This is a genomic window from Pseudomonas sp. LF020 (assembly GCF_053456425.1).
The window spans coordinates 404,718-423,032 of the sequence record NZ_JBRFIX010000005.1; the positions used below are offsets into that span (position 1 = coordinate 404,718).

Annotated in this window: 18 protein-coding genes; 3 read left to right on the forward strand and 15 right to left on the reverse strand. The window is 59.8% G+C overall.

Annotated features, from left to right (window positions below):
- Positions 1 to 76: 76 nt before the first annotated feature.
- On the forward strand, positions 77 to 1,048 hold the full coding sequence (locus tag ACU680_RS14845; protein ID WP_027613314.1) for a magnesium and cobalt transport protein CorA: 972 nt from the start codon (positions 77 to 79) through the stop codon (positions 1,046 to 1,048).
- Positions 1,049 to 1,173: 125 nt separating this feature from the next.
- Here ACU680_RS14845 and ACU680_RS14850 read toward each other — a convergent pair whose 3' ends face one another.
- The 3 genes from ACU680_RS14850 to ACU680_RS14860 all read right to left on the reverse strand — a co-directional run bounded on the left by ACU680_RS14850 (position 1,174) and on the right by ACU680_RS14860 (position 5,372).
- Positions 1,174 to 1,902: an amidotransferase gene (locus ACU680_RS14850; RefSeq protein WP_123586182.1), complete on the reverse strand. Its 729-nt coding sequence runs from the start codon at positions 1,900 to 1,902 to the stop codon at positions 1,174 to 1,176.
- 95 nt (positions 1,903 to 1,997) lie between these two features.
- Positions 1,998 to 4,142, reverse strand: coding sequence for a 3-hydroxyacyl-CoA dehydrogenase NAD-binding domain-containing protein (locus ACU680_RS14855; protein ID WP_448179832.1), 2,145 nt, complete (start codon positions 4,140 to 4,142; stop codon positions 1,998 to 2,000).
- A 24-nt stretch (positions 4,143 to 4,166) separates the two neighbouring features.
- Positions 4,167 to 5,372: an acetyl-CoA C-acetyltransferase gene (locus tag ACU680_RS14860; protein ID WP_448179833.1), complete on the reverse strand. Its 1,206-nt coding sequence runs from the start codon at positions 5,370 to 5,372 to the stop codon at positions 4,167 to 4,169.
- Positions 5,373 to 5,956: 584 nt separating this feature from the next.
- On the opposite strand from ACU680_RS14860, the gene ACU680_RS14865 reads away from it, so the two are divergent.
- The gene (locus ACU680_RS14865) at positions 5,957 to 6,778 is read left to right on the forward strand and encodes a c-type cytochrome (protein WP_448179869.1); all 822 of its coding nucleotides are present in this window, start codon (positions 5,957 to 5,959) and stop codon (positions 6,776 to 6,778) included.
- Between the two features lie 120 nt (positions 6,779 to 6,898).
- Here ACU680_RS14865 and ACU680_RS14870 read toward each other — a convergent pair whose 3' ends face one another.
- From ACU680_RS14870 to ACU680_RS14915, 10 genes are all read right to left on the reverse strand, one after another.
- A complete protein-coding gene (locus ACU680_RS14870) occupies positions 6,899 to 7,702 on the reverse strand; it encodes a transglutaminase family protein (RefSeq protein WP_007960704.1) in 804 nt (267 codons plus the stop codon).
- A complete protein-coding gene (locus ACU680_RS14875) occupies positions 7,699 to 8,649 on the reverse strand; it encodes an alpha-E domain-containing protein (RefSeq protein ID WP_027613321.1) in 951 nt (316 codons plus the stop codon). The genes ACU680_RS14870 and ACU680_RS14875 overlap by 4 nt, the downstream gene beginning before the upstream one ends.
- Positions 8,650 to 8,661: 12 nt before the next feature.
- Positions 8,662 to 10,071 carry a circularly permuted type 2 ATP-grasp protein gene (locus ACU680_RS14880; RefSeq protein ID WP_448179834.1) on the reverse strand — a complete coding sequence of 470 codons (1,410 nt, stop codon included), beginning with the start codon at positions 10,069 to 10,071 and terminating at the stop codon, positions 8,662 to 8,664.
- Positions 10,072 to 10,565: 494 nt separating this feature from the next.
- Complete coding sequence (locus ACU680_RS14885; RefSeq protein WP_258679098.1) at positions 10,566 to 10,913, reverse strand: ribonuclease E inhibitor RraB; 348 nt, start codon at positions 10,911 to 10,913, stop codon at positions 10,566 to 10,568.
- 213 nt (positions 10,914 to 11,126) lie between these two features.
- Positions 11,127 to 11,360 (reverse strand): hypothetical protein, encoded by a 234-nt coding sequence (locus ACU680_RS14890; RefSeq protein ID WP_007960696.1) that lies wholly within the window; start codon positions 11,358 to 11,360, stop codon positions 11,127 to 11,129.
- Positions 11,361 to 11,616: 256 nt separating this feature from the next.
- The gene (speE, locus tag ACU680_RS14895) at positions 11,617 to 12,492 is read right to left on the reverse strand and encodes a polyamine aminopropyltransferase (RefSeq protein ID WP_041068886.1); all 876 of its coding nucleotides are present in this window, start codon (positions 12,490 to 12,492) and stop codon (positions 11,617 to 11,619) included.
- Positions 12,493 to 12,729: 237 nt separating this feature from the next.
- Positions 12,730 to 12,921: a PLDc N-terminal domain-containing protein gene (locus tag ACU680_RS14900; protein WP_007960694.1), complete on the reverse strand. Its 192-nt coding sequence runs from the start codon at positions 12,919 to 12,921 to the stop codon at positions 12,730 to 12,732.
- Positions 12,922 to 12,992: 71 nt separating this feature from the next.
- Entirely contained in the window at positions 12,993 to 13,523 is a 531-nt protein-coding gene (locus tag ACU680_RS14905) for a hypothetical protein (protein WP_448179835.1), read from the reverse strand.
- Positions 13,524 to 13,737: 214 nt separating this feature from the next.
- Positions 13,738 to 14,256, reverse strand: coding sequence for an ankyrin repeat domain-containing protein (locus ACU680_RS14910; protein WP_007960690.1), 519 nt, complete (start codon positions 14,254 to 14,256; stop codon positions 13,738 to 13,740).
- A 97-nt stretch (positions 14,257 to 14,353) separates the two neighbouring features.
- Positions 14,354 to 16,192, reverse strand: a complete 1,839-nt coding sequence (locus ACU680_RS14915) for a long-chain-acyl-CoA synthetase (RefSeq protein ID WP_448179836.1) — start codon at positions 16,190 to 16,192, stop codon at positions 14,354 to 14,356.
- 378 nt (positions 16,193 to 16,570) lie between these two features.
- Here ACU680_RS14915 and ACU680_RS14920 point away from each other — a divergent pair, with 378 nt between their 5' ends.
- Complete coding sequence (locus tag ACU680_RS14920) at positions 16,571 to 16,849, forward strand: DUF3509 domain-containing protein (RefSeq protein ID WP_045121953.1); 279 nt, start codon at positions 16,571 to 16,573, stop codon at positions 16,847 to 16,849.
- A gap of 179 nt (positions 16,850 to 17,028) precedes the next feature.
- On the opposite strand, the gene mtnC is transcribed toward ACU680_RS14920, so the two are convergent.
- Together mtnC and ACU680_RS14930 are read right to left on the reverse strand one after the other, a co-directional pair.
- A complete protein-coding gene (mtnC, locus tag ACU680_RS14925; protein WP_007960685.1) occupies positions 17,029 to 17,712 on the reverse strand; it encodes an acireductone synthase in 684 nt (227 codons plus the stop codon).
- 4 nt (positions 17,713 to 17,716) lie between these two features.
- Entirely contained in the window at positions 17,717 to 18,262 is a 546-nt protein-coding gene (locus tag ACU680_RS14930) for a 1,2-dihydroxy-3-keto-5-methylthiopentene dioxygenase (RefSeq protein ID WP_448179870.1), read from the reverse strand.
- Positions 18,263 to 18,315: the final 53 nt, after the last annotated feature.

Below are 18,315 nucleotides of genomic sequence, written 5' to 3' on the forward strand. Positions count from 1 at the left end.
GACTCTCAAGCAGCGACACGGCTAAGCTGAAGCCTTGTACTCCCTGCCATCTGCCAAGAAGAAGTGAACCACCACCATGGGTCGAGTTGTTGCTGCTGCGGTTTACAGCGCTGGTAAGAAAGTCACCAATATTACCCTCGATGAGGGCGCCGCCTGGGCCGCGAAAACCGGGCACTTTGTCTGGATCGGCCTGGAAGAGCCGGACGCTCAGGAGCTGGCCAATCTGCAGCGCCAGTTCAACCTGCACGAACTGGCCATTGAAGACGCCCTGGAAAAACACAGTCGGCCGAAGCTGGAAACCTTTGGTGACGCCTTGTTTATCGTCACCTACTCGCCGATCCGCGAACATGGGATCTTGCAGTTCATTGAAACGCACATCTTCGCCGGCAAGGGCTACATCATCACCGCCCGCAACGGCCACTCGGCGTCCTACGCGCACGTCCGCCAACGCTGTGAGGCACGGCCGCTGCTGCTGGAGCACGGCGAAGATTTCGTCCTGTATGCGCTGCTGGATTTCGTCATCGAAAACTACCAGCCGGTGGGCGAAGCGATTCATGCCGAGATCGATGAACTGGAGCGCAACGTGCTGTGCAGTGCGTTGAACGAGCATGACATTCAGAAACTCCACGGTCTGCGCCGCGACGTGTTGCGCCTGCGCCGCTATGCAGCGCCGATGGTGGAGATTGGCGAGGAGCTGCAGAAGCTGAGCTTCCCGTTCATCGACAAGAACATGCGCCCGTACTTCCGCGATGTGCAGATCCATGTCACGCGGCAGATGGAGGACCTGACCACCCTGGCCGACATCGCCAGCCAGACCATCGAAATCGGCGTGTTGCTGGAGGCGTCACGGCAGAGCGTGGTGCAACGCAAGTTTGCCGCGTGGGCGGCGATTCTGGCGTTCCCGACGGCGGTGGCTGGGATTTACGGGATGAACTTCCAGAACATGCCGGAGCTGAGCTGGCACTACGGCTATTTCGCTGTGTTGGGGTTTATTACGGTGGGGTGTGTGAGTTTGTGGGCGAGTTTCAAGAGGTCGGGGTGGTTGTAGTCCCTGTGGCGAGGGAGCTTGCTCCCGCTGGGGTGCAAAGCACCCCATACAAAAATCAGTTGCCGTAAATTACGGCTGCTGCGCATCCGAGCGGGAGCAAGCTCCCTCGCCACAAATGTCAGGTCTTAAATCGCTGCAGCTTCTGGCTTGTGCGCCACAAACCGCATCATCCACTCCGCAACCGTGGTGCCATGGTGCTCCTGCTCCAGACTGGCCACGCCTTTCGAGTAGATCTGCGAACCCAGCGCGTCCTGGCGCAGATCCAGCAGCGCCCGCGAATAGTCGTGAATGAATTCCGGGTGCCCCTGGAAGCACAGCACCTGATCATTGATGTGATACGCGGCAAACGGGCAGAAATCGCTGGAGGCAATAACCGTGGCGTTTTCCGGCAGTGCGGTGACCTGATCCTGGTGACTGATCAGCAGCGTCAGCTCTTCACGCACCGGGCTCATCCACGGCGCCTTGGCCGCCAGTTTGTAGTTGTGGGTGCCGACGCCCCAGCCCTGGCTGGCGCGCTCGCTCTTGCCACCCAGCAGCAGCGCCAGCAGTTGATGGCCGAAACACACGCCGAGCAGCTTGTCGCCGCGCTCGTAACGGGTCAGCAGGTATTGCTTGAGGGTCTGGATCCACGGGTCGGTGCCGAACGAATCGGCCTTGCTGCCGGTGATCAGGTACGCATCGAAGGTCAGGTCGTCGCTGGGGTATTCGCCCTGCATCACGTTGTACACGGTGAACTCGGCGGCAATCGGTTGCTGCGAGAACAGGCGCTGAAACATCTGCCCGTAACCCTGATATTGATCGACCAGTTCCGGACGCAGGATGTCGGTTTCCAGAATGCAGATGCGTAGCGACATAAAAAATACCTGACACGTGATGGGAATAATGAACACCCCAGAGCCTGCCTTGAAACACCCCGGCAAGGCAAGCCCCGCAGCGTTCACCCGATCACTTAAAACAGCTCGCCTTTCGCGGCTTTTTCCAGCAGCAGCGCCGGTGGCGCAAAGCGCTCGCCGTACTGCTCGGCCAGATACTGCGCGCGTGCGACGAAGTCCTGCACGCCGTACTGATTGATGAACTGCAAGGCGCCGCCGGTCCACGGCGCAAAACCGATGCCGAAGATCGAGCCGACGTTGGCATCCGCCGTTGAGGTGAGCACGCCCTCCTCCACGCAGCGCACGGTTTCCAGGGCCTGCACGAACAACAGACGATCACGCACATCTTTCGGCGAAATCTGCCCGTCGGCCTTCTCGAAGCGCGTCTTCAACTCCGGCCACAGATGTTTCTGACCACCCGCCGGGTAATCGTAGAAACCACCGCCAGCGGCTTTGCCCGGACGCTTGTATTCGTTGAGCAACAAGTCAATCACAGCGAACGCCGGATGATCTGTCAGCGCTTTCCCTTCCGCTTGCAGGTCTTTGGCCGTTTGTTGACGGATATGGCTCATCAGGCTGAGGGAAACTTCGTCGGAGATCGCCAGCGGCCCGACCGGCATCCCGGCCTTGCGCGCTTCGGTCTCGATCATCGGCGCGCTCACGCCCTCGCCGAGCATGGCGATACCTTCATTGGTGAAGGTGCCAAATACCCGCGAGGTAAAGAAACCGCGACTGTCGTTGACCACGATCGGGGTTTTCTTGATTTGCAGAACAAAGTCGAAACCTCGCGCCAGGGTTTCAGCACTGGTCTGCGCGCCTTTGATGATTTCCACCAGCGGCATTTTGTCCACCGGGCTGAAAAAATGCAGACCGATGAACTTGCTTTGATCGGGTACTGCGGTCGCCAGTCCGGTGATCGGCAGAGTCGACGTGTTGGAGGCGATTACCGCATCAGAACCGACAATTTTTTGCGCTGCCGACGAGACTTTTGCCTTCAGTTCGCGATCCTCGAACACCGCCTCGATGATCAGATCACAACCCGCCAGATCCGCATCATCTTCAGTGGCGTGAATCCGCGCCAGCACCGCCTCGCGTTTCTCAGCCGTCATCTGGCCACGGGCGACTTTCTTGTCCAGCAACGCCGCCGAATGCGCCTTGCCCTTCTCGGCCGCCGCCAGGTTGATGTCCTTGAGCACCACGTCGATGCCGGCCGAGGCACTGACGAAGGCGATCCCGGCGCCCATCATGCCCGCGCCCAGCACACCGACCTTGCGCGTGACATACGGCGCAAAGCCCTGCGGGCGCGAGCCACCGGCATTGATCTCATTGAGCTGGAACCAGAAGGTGCCGATCAGGTTTTTCGAGATCTGCCCGGTGGTCAGTTCGGTGAAGTAACGGGTTTCGATCAGGTGCGCGGTGTCAAAATCGACCTGCGCGCCTTCCACCGCCGCACACAGAATCTTCTCTGGCGCCGGCAGCGTGCCCTGAGTCTTGCTGCGCAGGATCGACGGCGCTATCGCCAGCATCTGCGCAACTTTCGGATTCGACGGCGTGCCACCTGGGATCTGATAGCCCTTCACGTCCCAACGCTGAACTGCAGTCGAGTTGGCGACAATCCAGGCGCGCGCCTTGGCCAGCAACTCGTCGCGATCCGCCGCCAGTTCATCGATCAAACCGGCCTGCAATGCCTGTTGCGGACGGACCTTTTTGCCTTCGAGCAGATAAGGCAGGGCTTTTTCGATGCCCAGCATGCGCACCATGCGCACCACCCCGCCGCCACCCGGCAGAAGGCCCAGCGTCACTTCCGGCAAACCGAGTTGCACTGCTGCATCGTCCAGCGCCACCCGATGATGGCAGGCCAGACAGATTTCCCAGCCGCCGCCGAGTGCGGCGCCGTTGATCGCCGCGACCACCGGTTTGCCGAGGGTTTCCAGGGTGCGCAATTGCCCCTTGAGGCTCAGCACCATGTCATAAAAAGCTTTGGCCTCGGGTTTGCCGATCTTGATCAGTTCATTGAGGTCGCCGCCGGCAAAGAAGGTTTTCTTCGCCGACGTGATGATCACCCCGGCGATGCTGTCTTTTTCCGCCACCAGCCGCGCCACGCAGGCACCCATGGCCTCGCGGTACACGGCATTCATGGTGTTGGCGCTCTGGCCCGGCATGTCGATGGTCAGCACGACGATGCCGTCCTGGCCTTTTTCGTAACGAATGGCTTGGCTCATAACAAGGTTCCTTGAATTCGGGGCTCAGAGGCGTTCGATGATGGTGGCAATGCCCATGCCGCCGCCGACGCACAGCGTCGCCAGGCCGTAGCGCAGGCGCCGGGCTTCCAGTTCATCGAGCAAGGTGCCGAGGATCGCGCAACCGGTGGCGCCCAGCGGGTGGCCCATGGCGATCGAGCCGCCGTGGACGTTGACCTTGTCCGGGTCGACCGCCATGTCCTTGATGAACTTGAGCACCACCGAGGCAAACGCCTCGTTGACCTCAAACAGATCGATGTCTTCCACGCGCAAGCCGGCCTTGGCCAAGGCCTTGCGCGTGGCCGGTGCCGGGCCGGTGAGCATGATGGTCGGGTCAGTACTGGTCACCGCCGTGGCGACGATCCGGGCCCGCGGTTGCAGGCCGAGCGCACGGCCCTTGGCTTCGGAGCCGATCAACATCAGCGCCGCGCCATCGACGATGCCGGAGCTGTTGCCCGGCGTGTGCACATGGTTGATCCGCTCGACGTGGCTGTAGACCCGCAGCGCGGTGGCATCAAACCCCATCTGGCCGATCATCTCGAAACTCGGCTTGAGTTTGCCCAGGCCTTCCATCGTCGATTCGGCGCGAATAAATTCGTCGTGGTCGAGCAGGATGATGCCGTTCTGATCCTGCACCGGCACCAGCGACTTGTTGAACGAACCGTCGGCCCGCGCCCGCGCAGCCTTGTGTTGCGAGTGCAATGCGTAGGCATCGACGTCGTGGCGGCTGAAGCCTTCAAGGGTGGCGATCAGATCCGCGCCCACACCCTGCGGGGTGAAGTGGCTGTACAGGTTGGTCTGCGGGTCCAGCGCCCACGCACCGCCGTCGCTGCCCATCGGCACCCGCGACATCGACTCGACACCACCAACCACCACCAGATCCTCGAAGCCCGAACGCACCTTCATCGCGCCGAGGTTGACCGCTTCCAGACCCGAGGCGCAGAAGCGGTTGATCTGCACACCAGCAACGCTGACATCCCAATCCGCCACTTGCACCGCGGTCTTGGCGATGTCCGAGCCTTGATCGCCGATCGGCGTGACGCAGCCGAGCACCACGTCATCGACCTGACTGGTGTCCAGCGCGGTACGGCTTTGCAGTGCGGTCAACAACCCGGCGACCAGATTCACCGGTTTGACGCTGTGCAGCGCGCCGTCGGCCTTGCCTTTGCCGCGGGGCGTGCGTAGCGCATCGAAAATCAAAGCTTGGGTCATGACGTCCTCGAACCTGTGCGGTGAGTGAATTTCGTGCTGTCACTGTTGTCCCGTGCCGTCGCAGATTCAATGACCACAGCGCTCAATGACGTTGACGCGCACGCTCAGACGGACGGTCATTCAGCCTCAGGTGAACCGGTTCAGGTCGGCGAGTTGTCTAGCAAGCGGGCGGCGAAGAAGCTGGCAATACGCCTCATGCCGTTTTTATCGCAACCAGTAGCAAATACATATGAAATGGATCTAAGCCAAGCGTGACGCGGGCTCTAAGGTAGTACATGTACGTCAGGGTCGTCGGGTTTTGCCGGGGCCGATGTTCTCCAACAGGAAGTGCAGCGTTTGCCGTCATGGATATGCAGGCAGACATCAGGAAATAACAATAAAGGCGGTCAAGCCATGTTCAAACAACCAAAAGTTCGTCAAGCAGGACTCATTCTTTTCGCCACCACGCTGTTGTTGATTTTGCCCAACCTGACCAAGGTCATTGGCTGAATCAAGCGGCAGGTGCATCTCATTGCCAAAGAAAATGTGACTGGCCCGCTACCCGGGCCAGCGTGGCTGTGCCAACCTTTGCGCACTTGCACGACATGGACGGCGATTTTTTGAAAACGCTCATTGTGTTCTGGGCCCTGCTGCTGAGCATGCCCTTGTCTGCCGCGCAGCTGGAATTACAGCTGGGCACAACCCATCGCACCTGGCAGACCGCGGAATTGCTCAAGCATCCTCAGGTACAAAACCTCACCATCAAGAACGATGTGTCCTACAAGAAGGACATGATTTATCGCGCCGTGCCCGTGGCGGCGCTGCTTACCGGGATCAAGCCGGACGATCACCTGCAAGCGGTGGCGCTGGACGGGTTTGCCGCCGAACTCAGCGCCGCACCGTTGCTCAACACCAAAGGCGCGCGGGCGTGGCTGGCGATCGAAGACCCGGCGCAGCCGTGGCCGCCGCTGTCCGAAGGCAAGCACAGTGCCGGGCCGTTTTATCTGGTGTGGACCGACCCGCAGGCCGGCAATATCAGCCCTGAGCAATGGCCATTCCAGGTGGCGAGCATCAAACGCATGGCACCAGTGGCCGAGCGCTTCCCTGCCCTGTTGCCGAATCCCAAGCTGAAAGCGGATGACCCGGTGAATCAGGGTTTTGCCCTGTTTCAGAAGAATTGCCTGGCCTGCCACCGGTTGAACGGTGCCGGGGATGCGCAGTTCGGGCCGGACCTTAACATTCCGTATAACCCGACCGAGTATTTCGGCGCGGATTTCCTCAAGCGCTACATTCGTGATCCGCAGAGTTTGCGCCAGTGGCCGCAGGCGAAGATGCCGGGGTTCTCGGCGGATGTTTTGCCTGACGAGGATTTGCAGTTACTGATCGGTTATCTGCAGCACATGGCTGGGCGCAAGGTTAATCCATAAGCGTTGCGGTGATATCACCGGCCTCTTCGCTGGCAAGCCAGCTCCCACAGGTTCGCGCTGACTCTGAATTCGCGGTAATCCTGTGGGAGCTGGCTTGCCAGCGATAGCGATATCCCAGATCTACTGTTGTTGCACGGAGATGACTGGCGTCGGCGACACGAACACCTTCGCATGCATTTGCTCGCTCCCACCGCCCCGGCGCATGCCGCGTACCGGGCAGGCGTCCAGATAATCCAGACCCACCGCCAGTTTCAGATGGCGCTCGGGTCGAGCGAGTTGGTTGGTCACGTCGAAGCTGTACCACGCGTCATCCAGCCACGCTTCGGCCCAGGCATGACTGGCCAGATGTTCGGCGTCCTCGCTGTACAGATAACCCGACACATAACGCGACGGAATCCCCAGGCTACGTGCACAGGCGAGAAAGGCATGGGTGTGATCCTGACAAACCCCGGCACGCCCGGCGAAGGCTTCGGCGGCGCTGGTGTCGACTTCGGTGGAACCCGGCGTGTAGCTCATATGCTGGTTCAAACCGTGCATCAGGTCGATCAGCGCGGTGCGATCACGTCGCTGCTTGCAGGACTTGTCGGCAAACGCCCGTAGCGCTTCGTCGGCCTCGGTCAAACGGGTGAAGCGCAGGAACGGCAGCGCCGACTGGCTCTCATGCTCGGCCTCACGCAATTCGTCGATATCGACCTGGCCACGGGCGCCGATGATGATCGCTTCGTGCGGTTCGTCCATGGTCAGCACATGCAGGATGTTGCCGAACGGATCGAGCTGTGCGCGTACCGGACGCGGCAGGTCGAGTTGCCAGCTCAATACGTGCTGACGCTCGCTGTCGTGCGGGGTCAGGCGCAAATACTGGATGCTCGCCCGTACCTGATCTTCATAGTGATAGGTGGTCTCGTGGCTAATGGAAAGTCTCATGCAGCCTCCAGGTATGAACTGTGAATCGCGTTGCCCAGCTGGCGCACCAGCGGGATGAATTCGGTAAGCCAGGCGTGCAGACCTTCAGCGAGGATTTCGTTGATGCCGGTGTAACGCAGTCGGGCGTCCATCTCGGCGGCGAGGCGTTGTGCCGGACGGCCATTGGCGCCGGGTAATTGGGCGAGGATCTGGTCGATTTCCTCGGTGCAGGCGCGCAGCGAGCGCGGCACATCCGCACGCAACAGCAGCAGTTCGGCGACATGCCGGGCGCCGGGCGCGTCGCGGTAGATCTCGGTGTAAGCCTCGAATGACGACAGCGCCCGCAGCAACGCACTCCACTGGTAATAGGCGTGCGCCGTACCGTCGCTGACCGCTTCGGCTTGATCGCCAGCCATTTCATAGCGCGCATCCAACAGACGCAGCGTGTTATCCGCACGCTCGATGAACGTCCCCAGACGAATGAAGCGGAATGCATCGTTACGCATGATGGTGCCGTAGGACGCGCCCCGGAATAGGTGCGAGCGCTCCTTGATCCACTCGCAGAAACGGCTCATGCCGTAGCGGCTGAGACCCTGCTCGGCAATCCCACGAATCTCCAGCCAGGTGGCGTTGATGTTCTCCCACATGTCCGCAGTGATGCGCCCGCGCACCGCATGCGCACTGGCGCGCGCTGCGCCGAGGCAGCTGTAGATGCTCGCCGGGTTGGCGGCGTCAAGGGCGAAGAAATGCAGCAGGCGTTCGGCATGCAGTTCGCCGTGACGCTCCAGGTAATCGTCGAGGGTGCCGGTGATCAACAGCGGCATGGCCAGCTCGTGCAAACCGTCGCCGCGACCGTCCTGCGGCATCAGCGACAGCGAATAGCTGATATCGAGCATCCGTGCGAGGTTTTCCGCCCGCTCCAGGTAACGCGACATCCAGTACAGATCCGAGGCAGTTCTACTTAACATGGCAAGCTTCCTTCAATCCTCGACCACCCAGGTGTCCTTGGTTCCGCCGCCCTGAGAGGAGTTCACCACCAGGGAGCCTTCACGCAGGGCGACACGGGTCAAACCGCCGGGCACAACCCGGGTTTCGCGGCCAGACAGTACAAACGGACGCAGGTCGATATGGCGCGGCGCGATACCGTTTTCGACAAAGGTCGGACAGGTCGACAACGACAGCGTCGGTTGCGCGATATAGGCATGGGGCTTGGCCTTGATCCGTTCGCGGAACGCATCGATCTGCGCCGCGGTAGACGCCGGCCCCACCAGCATTCCGTATCCGCCGGAACCCTGGGTTTCCTTGACCACCAGATCCGCAAGATTGGCCAGCACGTGGGAAAGCTCAGAGGGGTTACGGCATTGCCAGGTCGGCACGTTCTTCAGGATCGGTTCTTCGTCGAGGTAGAAACGGATCATCTCGGTGACAAACGGATACACCGATTTGTCATCTGCTACCCCGGTGCCGATGGCATTGGCCAGCACCACGTTGCCCGAACGATAGGACGACAGAAGCCCCGGCACACCGAGCATCGAGTCGGGGTTGAATGCCAGCGGATCGAGGAACGCGTCGTCGAGACGGCGGTAGATCACGTCCACCGCTTTCGGCCCGTCGGTGGTGCGCATGAAGACCTTGTCGTCGCGCACGAACAGGTCGGCACCCTCCACCAGTTCAACGCCCATTTCCCGTGCGAGGAAGGCATGTTCGAAGAACGCACTGTTGAAACGCCCCGGCGTCAGCACCACCACGCTCGGATCGTCGATCGGGCTGGAGCTTTTCAGCGTGTCGAGCAATAGGTTCGGATAGTGGTCGATGGGCGCGATGCGCTGGGCGGCGAACAGTTCGGGGAACAGGCGCATCATCATCTTGCGGTCTTCGAGCATGTAGCTCACGCCGCTCGGGGTGCGCAGGTTGTCTTCGAGCACGTAGTAGGTGCCGTCGCCATCGCGCACCAGATCGACGCCGGAAATGTGCGAATAGATATCGCGATGCAGATCCAGGCCCTGCATCGCCAACTGGTACTGCTCGTTGGCCAGCACCTGTTCGGCGGGGATGATCCCGGCCTTGATGATGCGCTGCTCGTGATAAAGGTCGGCGAGGAACATGTTCAACGCCTTGACCCGCTGGATGCAGCCGCGCTCGACGATCCGCCACTCGCTGGCGGGAATGCTGCGCGGAATGGTGTCGAATGGAATCAGGCGCTCGGTGCCCTGCTCATCGCCATAGAGCGTGAAGGTAATCCCGGCCCGGTGGAACAGCAGATCGGCCTCGCGTCGCCGTTGTGCCAGCAACTCGTCAGGCGTGTCCGCCAGCCAGCGGGCGAACTCGCGGTAATGCGGGCGGACCTGGCCGCCGGCATCGTACATTTCATCAAAATAGGTGCGGATCATGCCGTACTCCTTGTCACCCGGACCTACAGGCCTTCGCAAGGCCCGTGCCATCGGCATAAACGCTTTGATTTCAATCGCTTGGATAATCACGCCGCAAGCACCGCACCATTCCTGTGCGGCAAATGCCCCAAGCGGATTGCCCCCGCTTCATTGCGACGCATTGCATCGCCTATCACCAGCATAGTCAGAGTTGATTTCACTGCTTGCGCCGGGCTGCGGATAATCCGCGCATCCGCTGCAAACTTCCCACAAGGAAGGCTTCAGCCCAATGACCCGTGACTGCCCGTGCAGTCCCCGCAGGCCGTGACCCTGACCGGTTTCCTCTCCTTATCGATCTTCCCTTTCAGCCACCCTCTCCGGTGGCTTTTTTTTGCCTTTCTGAAATGTTTTGAAAGCAAAAGCAAAAGATCGCAGCCTCCGGCAGCTCCTACCAATCACCTGTAGGAGCTGCCGAAGGCTGCGATCTTTTGACTTTAAAAAAGCTAAACCAGAGATCAGTTCAAACGATGCCGGCTGCGCACCTCCTGCTTCACGCCCCAGCCTTCGATGATGCCGCCCAGCGGCTCGACCACGGCAGAGAAACCCTGCTCGAAATCGCCAATATCGTCATAGGTCGCGTACATCACTTTGCTCAATTCCAACGACCAGGCGCCATCGTCGCGCGCACTGACCTGGGCATTGATGGATTCACCACGAAATTTGCCTGCCGCTCTGCGCGCCCGCTCCTCGTCCGGGAAAATGGCGTAGAACTCGATGGGATGGAATCGGGAAAAGTCGAAACCGCCTTCTTTCATGCGGCGCAGAACATTACTGCTGATGTCTTCTTGATAGGCTGTGCTCATGAATCGTCCCCCTCGGATAGATGGATAGACTTTCCGTATTCCCGCCCCGGGCCTTACAGGCCAAAAGTACATCGGCAAACGGGTTGCCGGCGGGAAACAAGCATGTAGCTGACAAGACCAGACCTTAGCGATCGTTTCGCTGATCTCGCTTGCAGATTAGCCCCAAGATAGAGCTGCTGCCAAGGCCTGGTTGCTTCGGATGAAAGGAAGATTTCAGATTGGAGTGATGCTGCGGATTTCGATGCTGTTCTGGGTTTTCAGGCTTTTCGCCCCGGCGTCGGGGGTGCGCCCTTCCAGATCGTTCAAATCCAGTTCGGCGGCCACGGGCAGGAGCCGTTCCTTGATCAGGCGTGCAGCCTCGTCGTCGCTGGGGCATTCCGCGCGCTCGAACACCTCATCGACAATTTCACCATGATCGTCCACGAAAGTGACTTTCCACTTTTGCATCGGTGCCTCCTCGATCAAACCCGCAAATGGGCTTACATCTATCTCGACTTTTGGCGAGATTGATCGTTCAAAAGGATTGCGGCAGACGAACATGAAAAAAACATCATTTTCATGACTGGAAAAATTTTGTGGCGAGGGAGCTTGCTCCCGCTGGGCTGCGAAGCGGCCCCAAAATATTTAGCAATCGCAGATTTTGTGAGTGCTGCGCACTCAAGCGGGAGCAAGCTCCCTCGCCACAAGGAATCCATCGACCTGGTCAGTCGTTGCTGGGCTTGTTGATCGCCTGCAGCACGTACTGTGGCAGCGCGAATGCGCCGATGTGGATTTCCGGGTTGTAGTAGCGAGTGACGATGCCGCTGCCGATGAAGCGCTGTTGCAGGGTTTCACGGCTCAGCTTGCGGTAGGCCGGGTTGGTCGAGCCCCAGGCGAAGGTCATCGAACCGCCGATGTAGGTCGGCACGGCCGCCTGATAGAAGTGCCAGTCCGGGAACAGGCTGCGCAGGCGGCCGGCGGTGGTCTTGACTTCATCGATCTGCATGAACGGCGTGCCGTTCTGGGTCACGAGGATCCCGCCTTCGTTCAGGCAACGGTGGCAGGCCTGGTAGAAGTTCTCCGAGAACAGCACTTCGCCCGGGCCGATCGGGTCGGTGGAGTCGGAGATGATCACGTCGAATTTTTCCGTGGTGGTGGCAACAAAACGCATGCCGTCGTCGATCACCAGGTTCAGCCGTGGGTCGTCGTAAGCGCCCTTGGAGTGGTTCGGCAAAAATTCCTTGCACATGTCGACCACGGTGCCGTCGATCTCGACCATGGTGATGTGCTCGACGCTGGCGTGCTTGGTCACTTCGCGCAGCATGCCGCCGTCGCCGCCGCCGATGATCAGCACGCGCTTGGCGGTGCCGTGGGCGAGGATCGGCACGTGGGTGAGCATTTCGTGGTAGATGAATTCATCGGCTTCGGTGGTCTGGATCACGCCGTCCAGCGCCATTACCCGACCCATGCGCGGGTTCTGGAAAATCACCAGGTGCTGGTGTTCGGTGCGCACTTCGTGCAGCAGTTTTTCCATGCGAAAACGCTGGCCGTAGCCTTCGTAGAGGGTTTCCAGGTATTCGCTGGTCTTGGTGACGGTCATGGTCAAGTGCTCCGATGAATGCGCGGGCGTCGATCGTGGGGACGATTGCCCGGGAAAGGCGCGCATTCTACGTTGCCGAAGATGACAGGTCGAACCTCTGTTCATCGGCAATCCGCATAACCTTGTGGGAGCTGGCTTGCCAGCGATGCAATCAACGCGGTCTGTCAGTGAAACCGCTGCGATGCTATCGCTGGCAAGCCAGCTCCCACAGGTTATGGGGTACTTTCAAATTTGTGGTCAGACCCGCACGTTGCCCCGTGGCCCGGCGATCGCCCAGATGATCAGGCCCAGTACCGGCAGGAGGATGATCAGCAGGACCCAGAGAATTTTCATCCCGGTCTCGGCGCCGCTTTTCAGTACGTTGATGATGGCCCAGATGTCGAGGGCAAGAATGATCAGGCCAATCAGACCGTTGAACGTGGAACCCATGGTGTCGCTCCAGAATAGTGGCATGCACTTTTAGGATAGACGGTCGCGCGCAGGGTTCCCTTTTATTGCGTTCAGACGTGAACGGCGACTTTCAGCGCTTCCAGCGAAGGTGCCGCAGCGATACCGACCTCAGCGCACAGCTCCAGCACCCGTGGCACGTCGTTGCCGTAGACCAGCACCACTTGCAGCTCGTCGTCGAGCAACTGGCTGAAGTTCATCAGCGTGTAACCGCCGTTTTCCTTGTTCAGGCTGCTCATCTGCACCTGGATGCGGTTGAGTGCGGTCAGCGCTTCGGTCTTGGCCAGTTGCTTGGGCTTGAGGTTGAAATCCACGCCCGGGCCAAATGAGGCGACGATCTGCGCGAACAGGCCAGCGTAGGTATCAGCCTGGAACAGCACGGTTTCCGGCAGGCTGCCGACCACCACCCACTCGCCCAGCGGGATCGGGAAGGTGTCGTCGTAGTTGATATCCGGGTTGGCCGCGAGGAAAGCCTCGGCATTGGCGTAGGCCTGCGCCGCTTCGTCGGCCACGTTCAGGATCTCGTCCTCGCCCATGCAGCCGGAGCTGATTTTGCTGATGAGTTCGACGAGGGCGGCTTTCATGAGGGTAGATCCTGTGGAAGGTTGAATTTGAGGGCGCGGAGGATAGCGCATTGCAGCCTCAGGCTGCACACAGAACCACTGTGGCGAGAGAGCTTGCGCCCGCTGGGGCGCGAAGCGGCCCCAAACAGTGATTTCACCATTTTTACCAGCGCTGCGCACTGGAGCGGGAGCAAGCTCCCTCGCCACAGGATTCACATCAACTGGAGAATCGAGTTCAGGCCAGCAATTTTTCCAGCTGCGCCGTGGTATCGACCGCGCCCATGGTGCGGGCCGCGTCCAGCGCGGTGACGCCATTGGCGTCCTTGGCTTGCGGGTTCGCACCTTTGCCGATCAGGTAATCAACGATTTCAACACGGTTGAACATCGCCGCCATCATCAACGCGGTACGACCATCGAAGGACGAACCTTCAATCTCCGCGCCCGCCTCCACCAACGCCTTGACCACCGCCAGGTCACCTTTGAACGCTGCACCGGCAATCGGGCTCTGGCCATTACCGTTGCGCATTTCCGGATCGGCCTTGTGCTTGAGCAGCACCTGTACCGCATCGACGTGACCGTAGTAGCTGGCGAGCATCAGCAGGGTGTCGCCCTTGCTGTTTTTCAGGTTGACCGGCAAACCGGCGCTGATCAGCCGATCAAGCATCAGCGCATCACCTTCGCGCGCCTTGTTGAACACCTGCTCGGTGAATTCGGCAGCTTCTTCAGGGGTCATCTGGCGGCTTTGGTCAGACATGGGGCAACTCCACTTTCGGTTATTCGCAAAGCCGACAGTTTCCCGAGCGCGACCATAGCTGTCACCCCCTTTTTCTCAAGTCGTGCCATAGCCAATCTCAATAACGGTATTTGCCCTGATGAATATCGGCCAGAACTGCGTCCGTCACCTGCACGTAAGTCTGGGTGCCGGGCAGCCACGCGTAGATCGGGTCATCGCCCGTCTGGCCGGGGTCGAAGCCTTCGCTCTTCAGTCGGGTCTTCTGGTATTTGAAGGTCCCGGTGGTTTCCATTTTCACCTTCACCCGCAGGAACAGCGGTACCGCATAGGCCGGCATGCGCTGACGGGCGAATGCGAGCAATTCGGTGAAATCCAGGGTCGCCAGTGACTCGGCGGGCGTGATTGCCGCCATGCCGGCGCGACCATTGGTGTTACGCACTTCGACACCGTAGGCGACGGCCTCGGAGATATGCGGGTGCTGCAGCAACAGGTTTTCCACTTCAGTGGTCGAGACGTTTTCGCCCTTCCAGCGATAGGTGTCGCCGAGTCGATCGACGAACTGCGCGTGGCCGAAACCGATATTGCGCAGCAAGTCGCCGGTGTTGAAGAAGCGGTCGCCCTTGCTGAACACATCGTGCAATACCACCTTGGCGGTTTTCTGCGGATCGGTGTAACCGTCCAGCGGGGCTTTTTCGTCGATCCGCGCCAGCAACAGACCCTGCTCGCCTTTGTTGACCTTGCGCATGAAACCATCAGCGCTGCGCAACGGCTGCCCGCTGTCGTGGTCGTAGGCCACCAGTTCCCAGGCCATCAGCGAAAAACCGATGGTGTTGTCGAAATTGAGGATATTGCTGAAGCCGATGTTGCCGTCGCTCGCCGCGTACAGCTCACAGATGTGCTCGACGGCAAACCGGGTCTTGAACTCGGCCCAGGCGCCGGGGCGCAAACCGTTGCCGATCATCTTGCGCACCGCGTGACGGCTGTCATCAGCGCTGGCCGGTTGATCGACCAGATAACGGCACAATTCACCGACATAACCGAGGGTGGTTGCGTTGTAGCGACGCACGTCCGGCCAGAACTGGCTGGCGCTGAACTTGCGGCGGATCGCAAACCCGGAAGCGCCATTGATCGCCGAGCCCCAGCACACACAGAGGCCGGTGGCGTGGTACAGCGGCAAGGTGCAATAGACGACATCGTCGGGGCCCATGTTCAGGGCGATCATGCCGAAGCTGGCGGAGCTGCGCATCCAGCGCCCGTGCTTGAACACGCCGGCCTTGGGCAGACCGGTGGTGCCGGAGGTGTAGATGTAAAAGCACGGATCGTCGAAGAACACTTCGCCGCTGCTGGGCGGGTTGTCACCGGGCGCATCGGCGCTGGCACTGATCAGGTTGATGTAGCCCTCGGGCGCAATGCCCGGGTGGCTATAGGTATCACGGTCGGCGATAAACCAGGTGCGCTGCGCCGGGATCGACACCTGCTCGCGGATCGCGGCAAACGCCGGCTGCAATTCCTCACCGAGGACAATCGCCACTGGCGCCACCAGATTTATGCTGTGAATTAGCGTGTCGCGGGTCTGCGAAGTATTGAGCAGCGCGCTGACTGCGCCGACTTTGGCCAGCGCCAGAATGGTCACCAGCAGTTCCGGGCGGTTTTCGATGAACACCGCCACCACATCGCCCTTGCCGATGCCCTGCGCACTCAGATAGTGGGCAATCCTGTTGGCCCATTGGTTGACCTGCGAATAGGTGAGCAAGACGTTGTCCTGCAGCAATGCCACGCCGTCAGGGTTGCGCAACGTGGCTTGCTCGAAAGTCCAGCCGAGGCCACACGTTTGGGTCGGATCCGTGACGTTGGCGACTTTCATGCCCTTGACCACCCGCGGGATGGCTTTGGCGATCGTCGGCAGTTTGCGGAGCATCATGCTCCAGGTGATCGTGTCGCTCGGCGCGTGACTCATGGCAGCTCCCCGTTCGGCCTGGTCGGCCGGTTTTTTATTGTTCGGGCTGTGGGCATGACCTGCATCGTGAGCAGGGTCGAGATCGAAAATACGTCAGCGCTTCTCGGGCTGTACACGCGGTTTTTGCAATGTTTTGTATCCGCCCTGTCACGCTTGGCGGCGGTGATTGCGCCTTTGCCATTTGGTTCCGTGCAACTCATGAGAATCCCGCAAAATGCAGGATGCACGATGGCCATTCATGCAGTTTGCACGACCCCTGCAAATTTCACGATTTTTAAGCTATTGATTTATATAGGTTTTTATTTTTTCGCGTGCTGGCACAATCACTGCAACCTCCTTTGCATGCTTGCCATTCAAGTGCATACGGAGCTGAAAGACATGAGCCTGATCCAAGAGAAATTTACCTCGCTGTTCTCCAACTTCACCGTCACCACTGCGCCACGCCCCGATGGCGGGATCCTGCTGACCTTGCGCAGCAGTGAAGGCAAAGTGTTCAAACGCGCCCTGACGTATCAGCAAATGCACAATGCCGACCAGCTGTCGTGGGCAATCAGCGCGATTCGTCGTGACCTGGCGGAAGAAGCCAGTGAGCTGCCGCAAATTGCGATGCTGCAAAGCCAGCAGCGCTTTGCGTTGCCGACGTATCACTCGCTGTAATTGATTCGAAGCTTTAAACAGCTTTAAACAAAAACAGGCCGGACAGCTTTCACTGCCCGGCCTGTTTTTTTGTGCGCAGCTTTTTTATGTAGGAGCTGCCGAAGGCTGCGATCTTTTGATCTTCTAAATCAAGATCAAAAGATCGCAGCCTTCGGCAGCTCCTACAGGGACTTGTGTGGTCAGAAGGCTTCGGGTTCGATGCCGGTGAAGCTGTCGACGGTGATATGGCTTCCCAGTTCTCCACCCTCGCGGGCCAGGCCACAGGTCTGCAAACCGGCAGCCTGCGCGGCATCCAGTTCCTCGACGATGTCCGACAGAAACAGAATCTCCCCCGGTTCGACGCCAATCGCCTGTTGGATGTTGCGATAGGACTGTTCTTCGCGTTTAGGCCCCGACGTGGTGTCGAAGTAACCGCTGAACAGCGGTGTCAGATCCCCCGCCTCGGAGCAGCCGAAGATCAGCTTCTGCGCCTGGATCGAACCCGACGAATACACAAACAGTTGATAACCCGCCGCGTGCCAGCGTTGCAGCGCTTCAACGGCATCCGGGTAAACATGCCCCTTCAACTGCCCGGCGTGATAACCCTGCGCCCAGACCATGCCTTGCAAGGCTTTGAGCGGCGTGGCTTTGCGATCTTCCTCGATCCAGCTCAAGAGAATTTCAACAACCCGTTCAACATCGGCCTGCGGTGCATTGCTGTCACGGCGCACGGCGTCGAGTTGCTCAGCCACATCGGCACGTTCGGCGTTCTGCCGCACGAAGTCCGGCAGGTGTTTGGCCGCATACGGGAACAGCACGTCGAACACGAAACTCACCGCGCTGGTGGTGCCTTCAATGTCAGTGACAATGGCTTTGATCGACATTGGCTCAGTCCTCCAGTCGCGGGAAACGCCCGGCGATGTCTTCGCCGGTGAAATTGGCGACCCAGCCTTCCGGGTTGTTGAACAGGCGAATCGCCACGAAGTGCGGGTGCTCGCCCATGTCGAACCAGTGTTTGGTGCCGGCCGGCACCGAGATCAGGTCGTTCTTTTCGCACAACACCGCGTAGATGTAATCGTCGATGTGCAGGGTGAACAGGCCACGACCGGCGACGAAAAAGCGCACTTCGTCTTCGCCATGGCGGTGTTCCTCAAGGAACTTGGCGCGCAGTTCGGCTTTTTGCGGGTGATCGCTGTTGAGGCTGATCACATCGACGGTGATGTAACCGCGTTCGGTCATCAGTTTGTCGATCTGCTCCTGATAGGCGCTGATCACCTCTTCCTGGCTGGCTCCGGGCTGGATCTTCGCCGCGGCTTGCCAGCGGTCGAAGCGTACGCCCTGCTCGGCGAGCGTCGAGGCGATGTCTTCGAAATGGGTCAGCACCTTGTTCGGAATCTCGGGGCTGGAAACGTGATAGACGGACAGGCTGCTCATGGGCAATTCCTCGGTATCGGCCTTGCCGTCCGGTTCTTGCAGACCGGTCGGGC

Bases quoted from the DNA above. Each gene is read 5' to 3' on its own strand.
- ACU680_RS14845 (WP_027613314.1), top strand. From the start codon at position 77: ATGGGTCGAGTTGTTGCTGCTGCGGTTTACAGCGCTGGTAAGAAAGTC.
- ACU680_RS14850 (WP_123586182.1), bottom strand. From the start codon at position 1,902: ATGTCGCTACGCATCTGCATTCTGGAAACCGACATCCTGCGTCCGGAA.
- ACU680_RS14855 (WP_448179832.1), bottom strand. From the start codon at position 4,142: ATGAGCCAAGCCATTCGTTACGAAAAAGGCCAGGACGGCATCGTCGTG.
- ACU680_RS14860 (WP_448179833.1), bottom strand. From the start codon at position 5,372: ATGACCCAAGCTTTGATTTTCGATGCGCTACGCACGCCCCGCGGCAAA.
- ACU680_RS14865 (WP_448179869.1), top strand. From the start codon at position 5,957: ATGGACGGCGATTTTTTGAAAACGCTCATTGTGTTCTGGGCCCTGCTG.
- ACU680_RS14870 (WP_007960704.1), bottom strand. From the start codon at position 7,702: ATGAGACTTTCCATTAGCCACGAGACCACCTATCACTATGAAGATCAG.
- ACU680_RS14875 (WP_027613321.1), bottom strand. From the start codon at position 8,649: ATGTTAAGTAGAACTGCCTCGGATCTGTACTGGATGTCGCGTTACCTG.
- ACU680_RS14880 (WP_448179834.1), bottom strand. From the start codon at position 10,071: ATGATCCGCACCTATTTTGATGAAATGTACGATGCCGGCGGCCAGGTC.
- ACU680_RS14885 (WP_258679098.1), bottom strand. From the start codon at position 10,913: ATGAGCACAGCCTATCAAGAAGACATCAGCAGTAATGTTCTGCGCCGC.
- ACU680_RS14890 (WP_007960696.1), bottom strand. From the start codon at position 11,360: ATGCAAAAGTGGAAAGTCACTTTCGTGGACGATCATGGTGAAATTGTC.
- speE (WP_041068886.1), bottom strand. From the start codon at position 12,492: ATGACCGTCACCAAGACCAGCGAATACCTGGAAACCCTCTACGAAGGC.
- ACU680_RS14900 (WP_007960694.1), bottom strand. From the start codon at position 12,921: ATGGGTTCCACGTTCAACGGTCTGATTGGCCTGATCATTCTTGCCCTC.
- ACU680_RS14905 (WP_448179835.1), bottom strand. From the start codon at position 13,523: ATGAAAGCCGCCCTCGTCGAACTCATCAGCAAAATCAGCTCCGGCTGC.
- ACU680_RS14910 (WP_007960690.1), bottom strand. From the start codon at position 14,256: ATGTCTGACCAAAGCCGCCAGATGACCCCTGAAGAAGCTGCCGAATTC.
- ACU680_RS14915 (WP_448179836.1), bottom strand. From the start codon at position 16,192: ATGAGTCACGCGCCGAGCGACACGATCACCTGGAGCATGATGCTCCGC.
- ACU680_RS14920 (WP_045121953.1), top strand. From the start codon at position 16,571: ATGAGCCTGATCCAAGAGAAATTTACCTCGCTGTTCTCCAACTTCACC.
- mtnC (WP_007960685.1), bottom strand. From the start codon at position 17,712: ATGTCGATCAAAGCCATTGTCACTGACATTGAAGGCACCACCAGCGCG.
- ACU680_RS14930 (WP_448179870.1), bottom strand. From the start codon at position 18,262: ATGAGCAGCCTGTCCGTCTATCACGTTTCCAGCCCCGAGATTCCGAAC.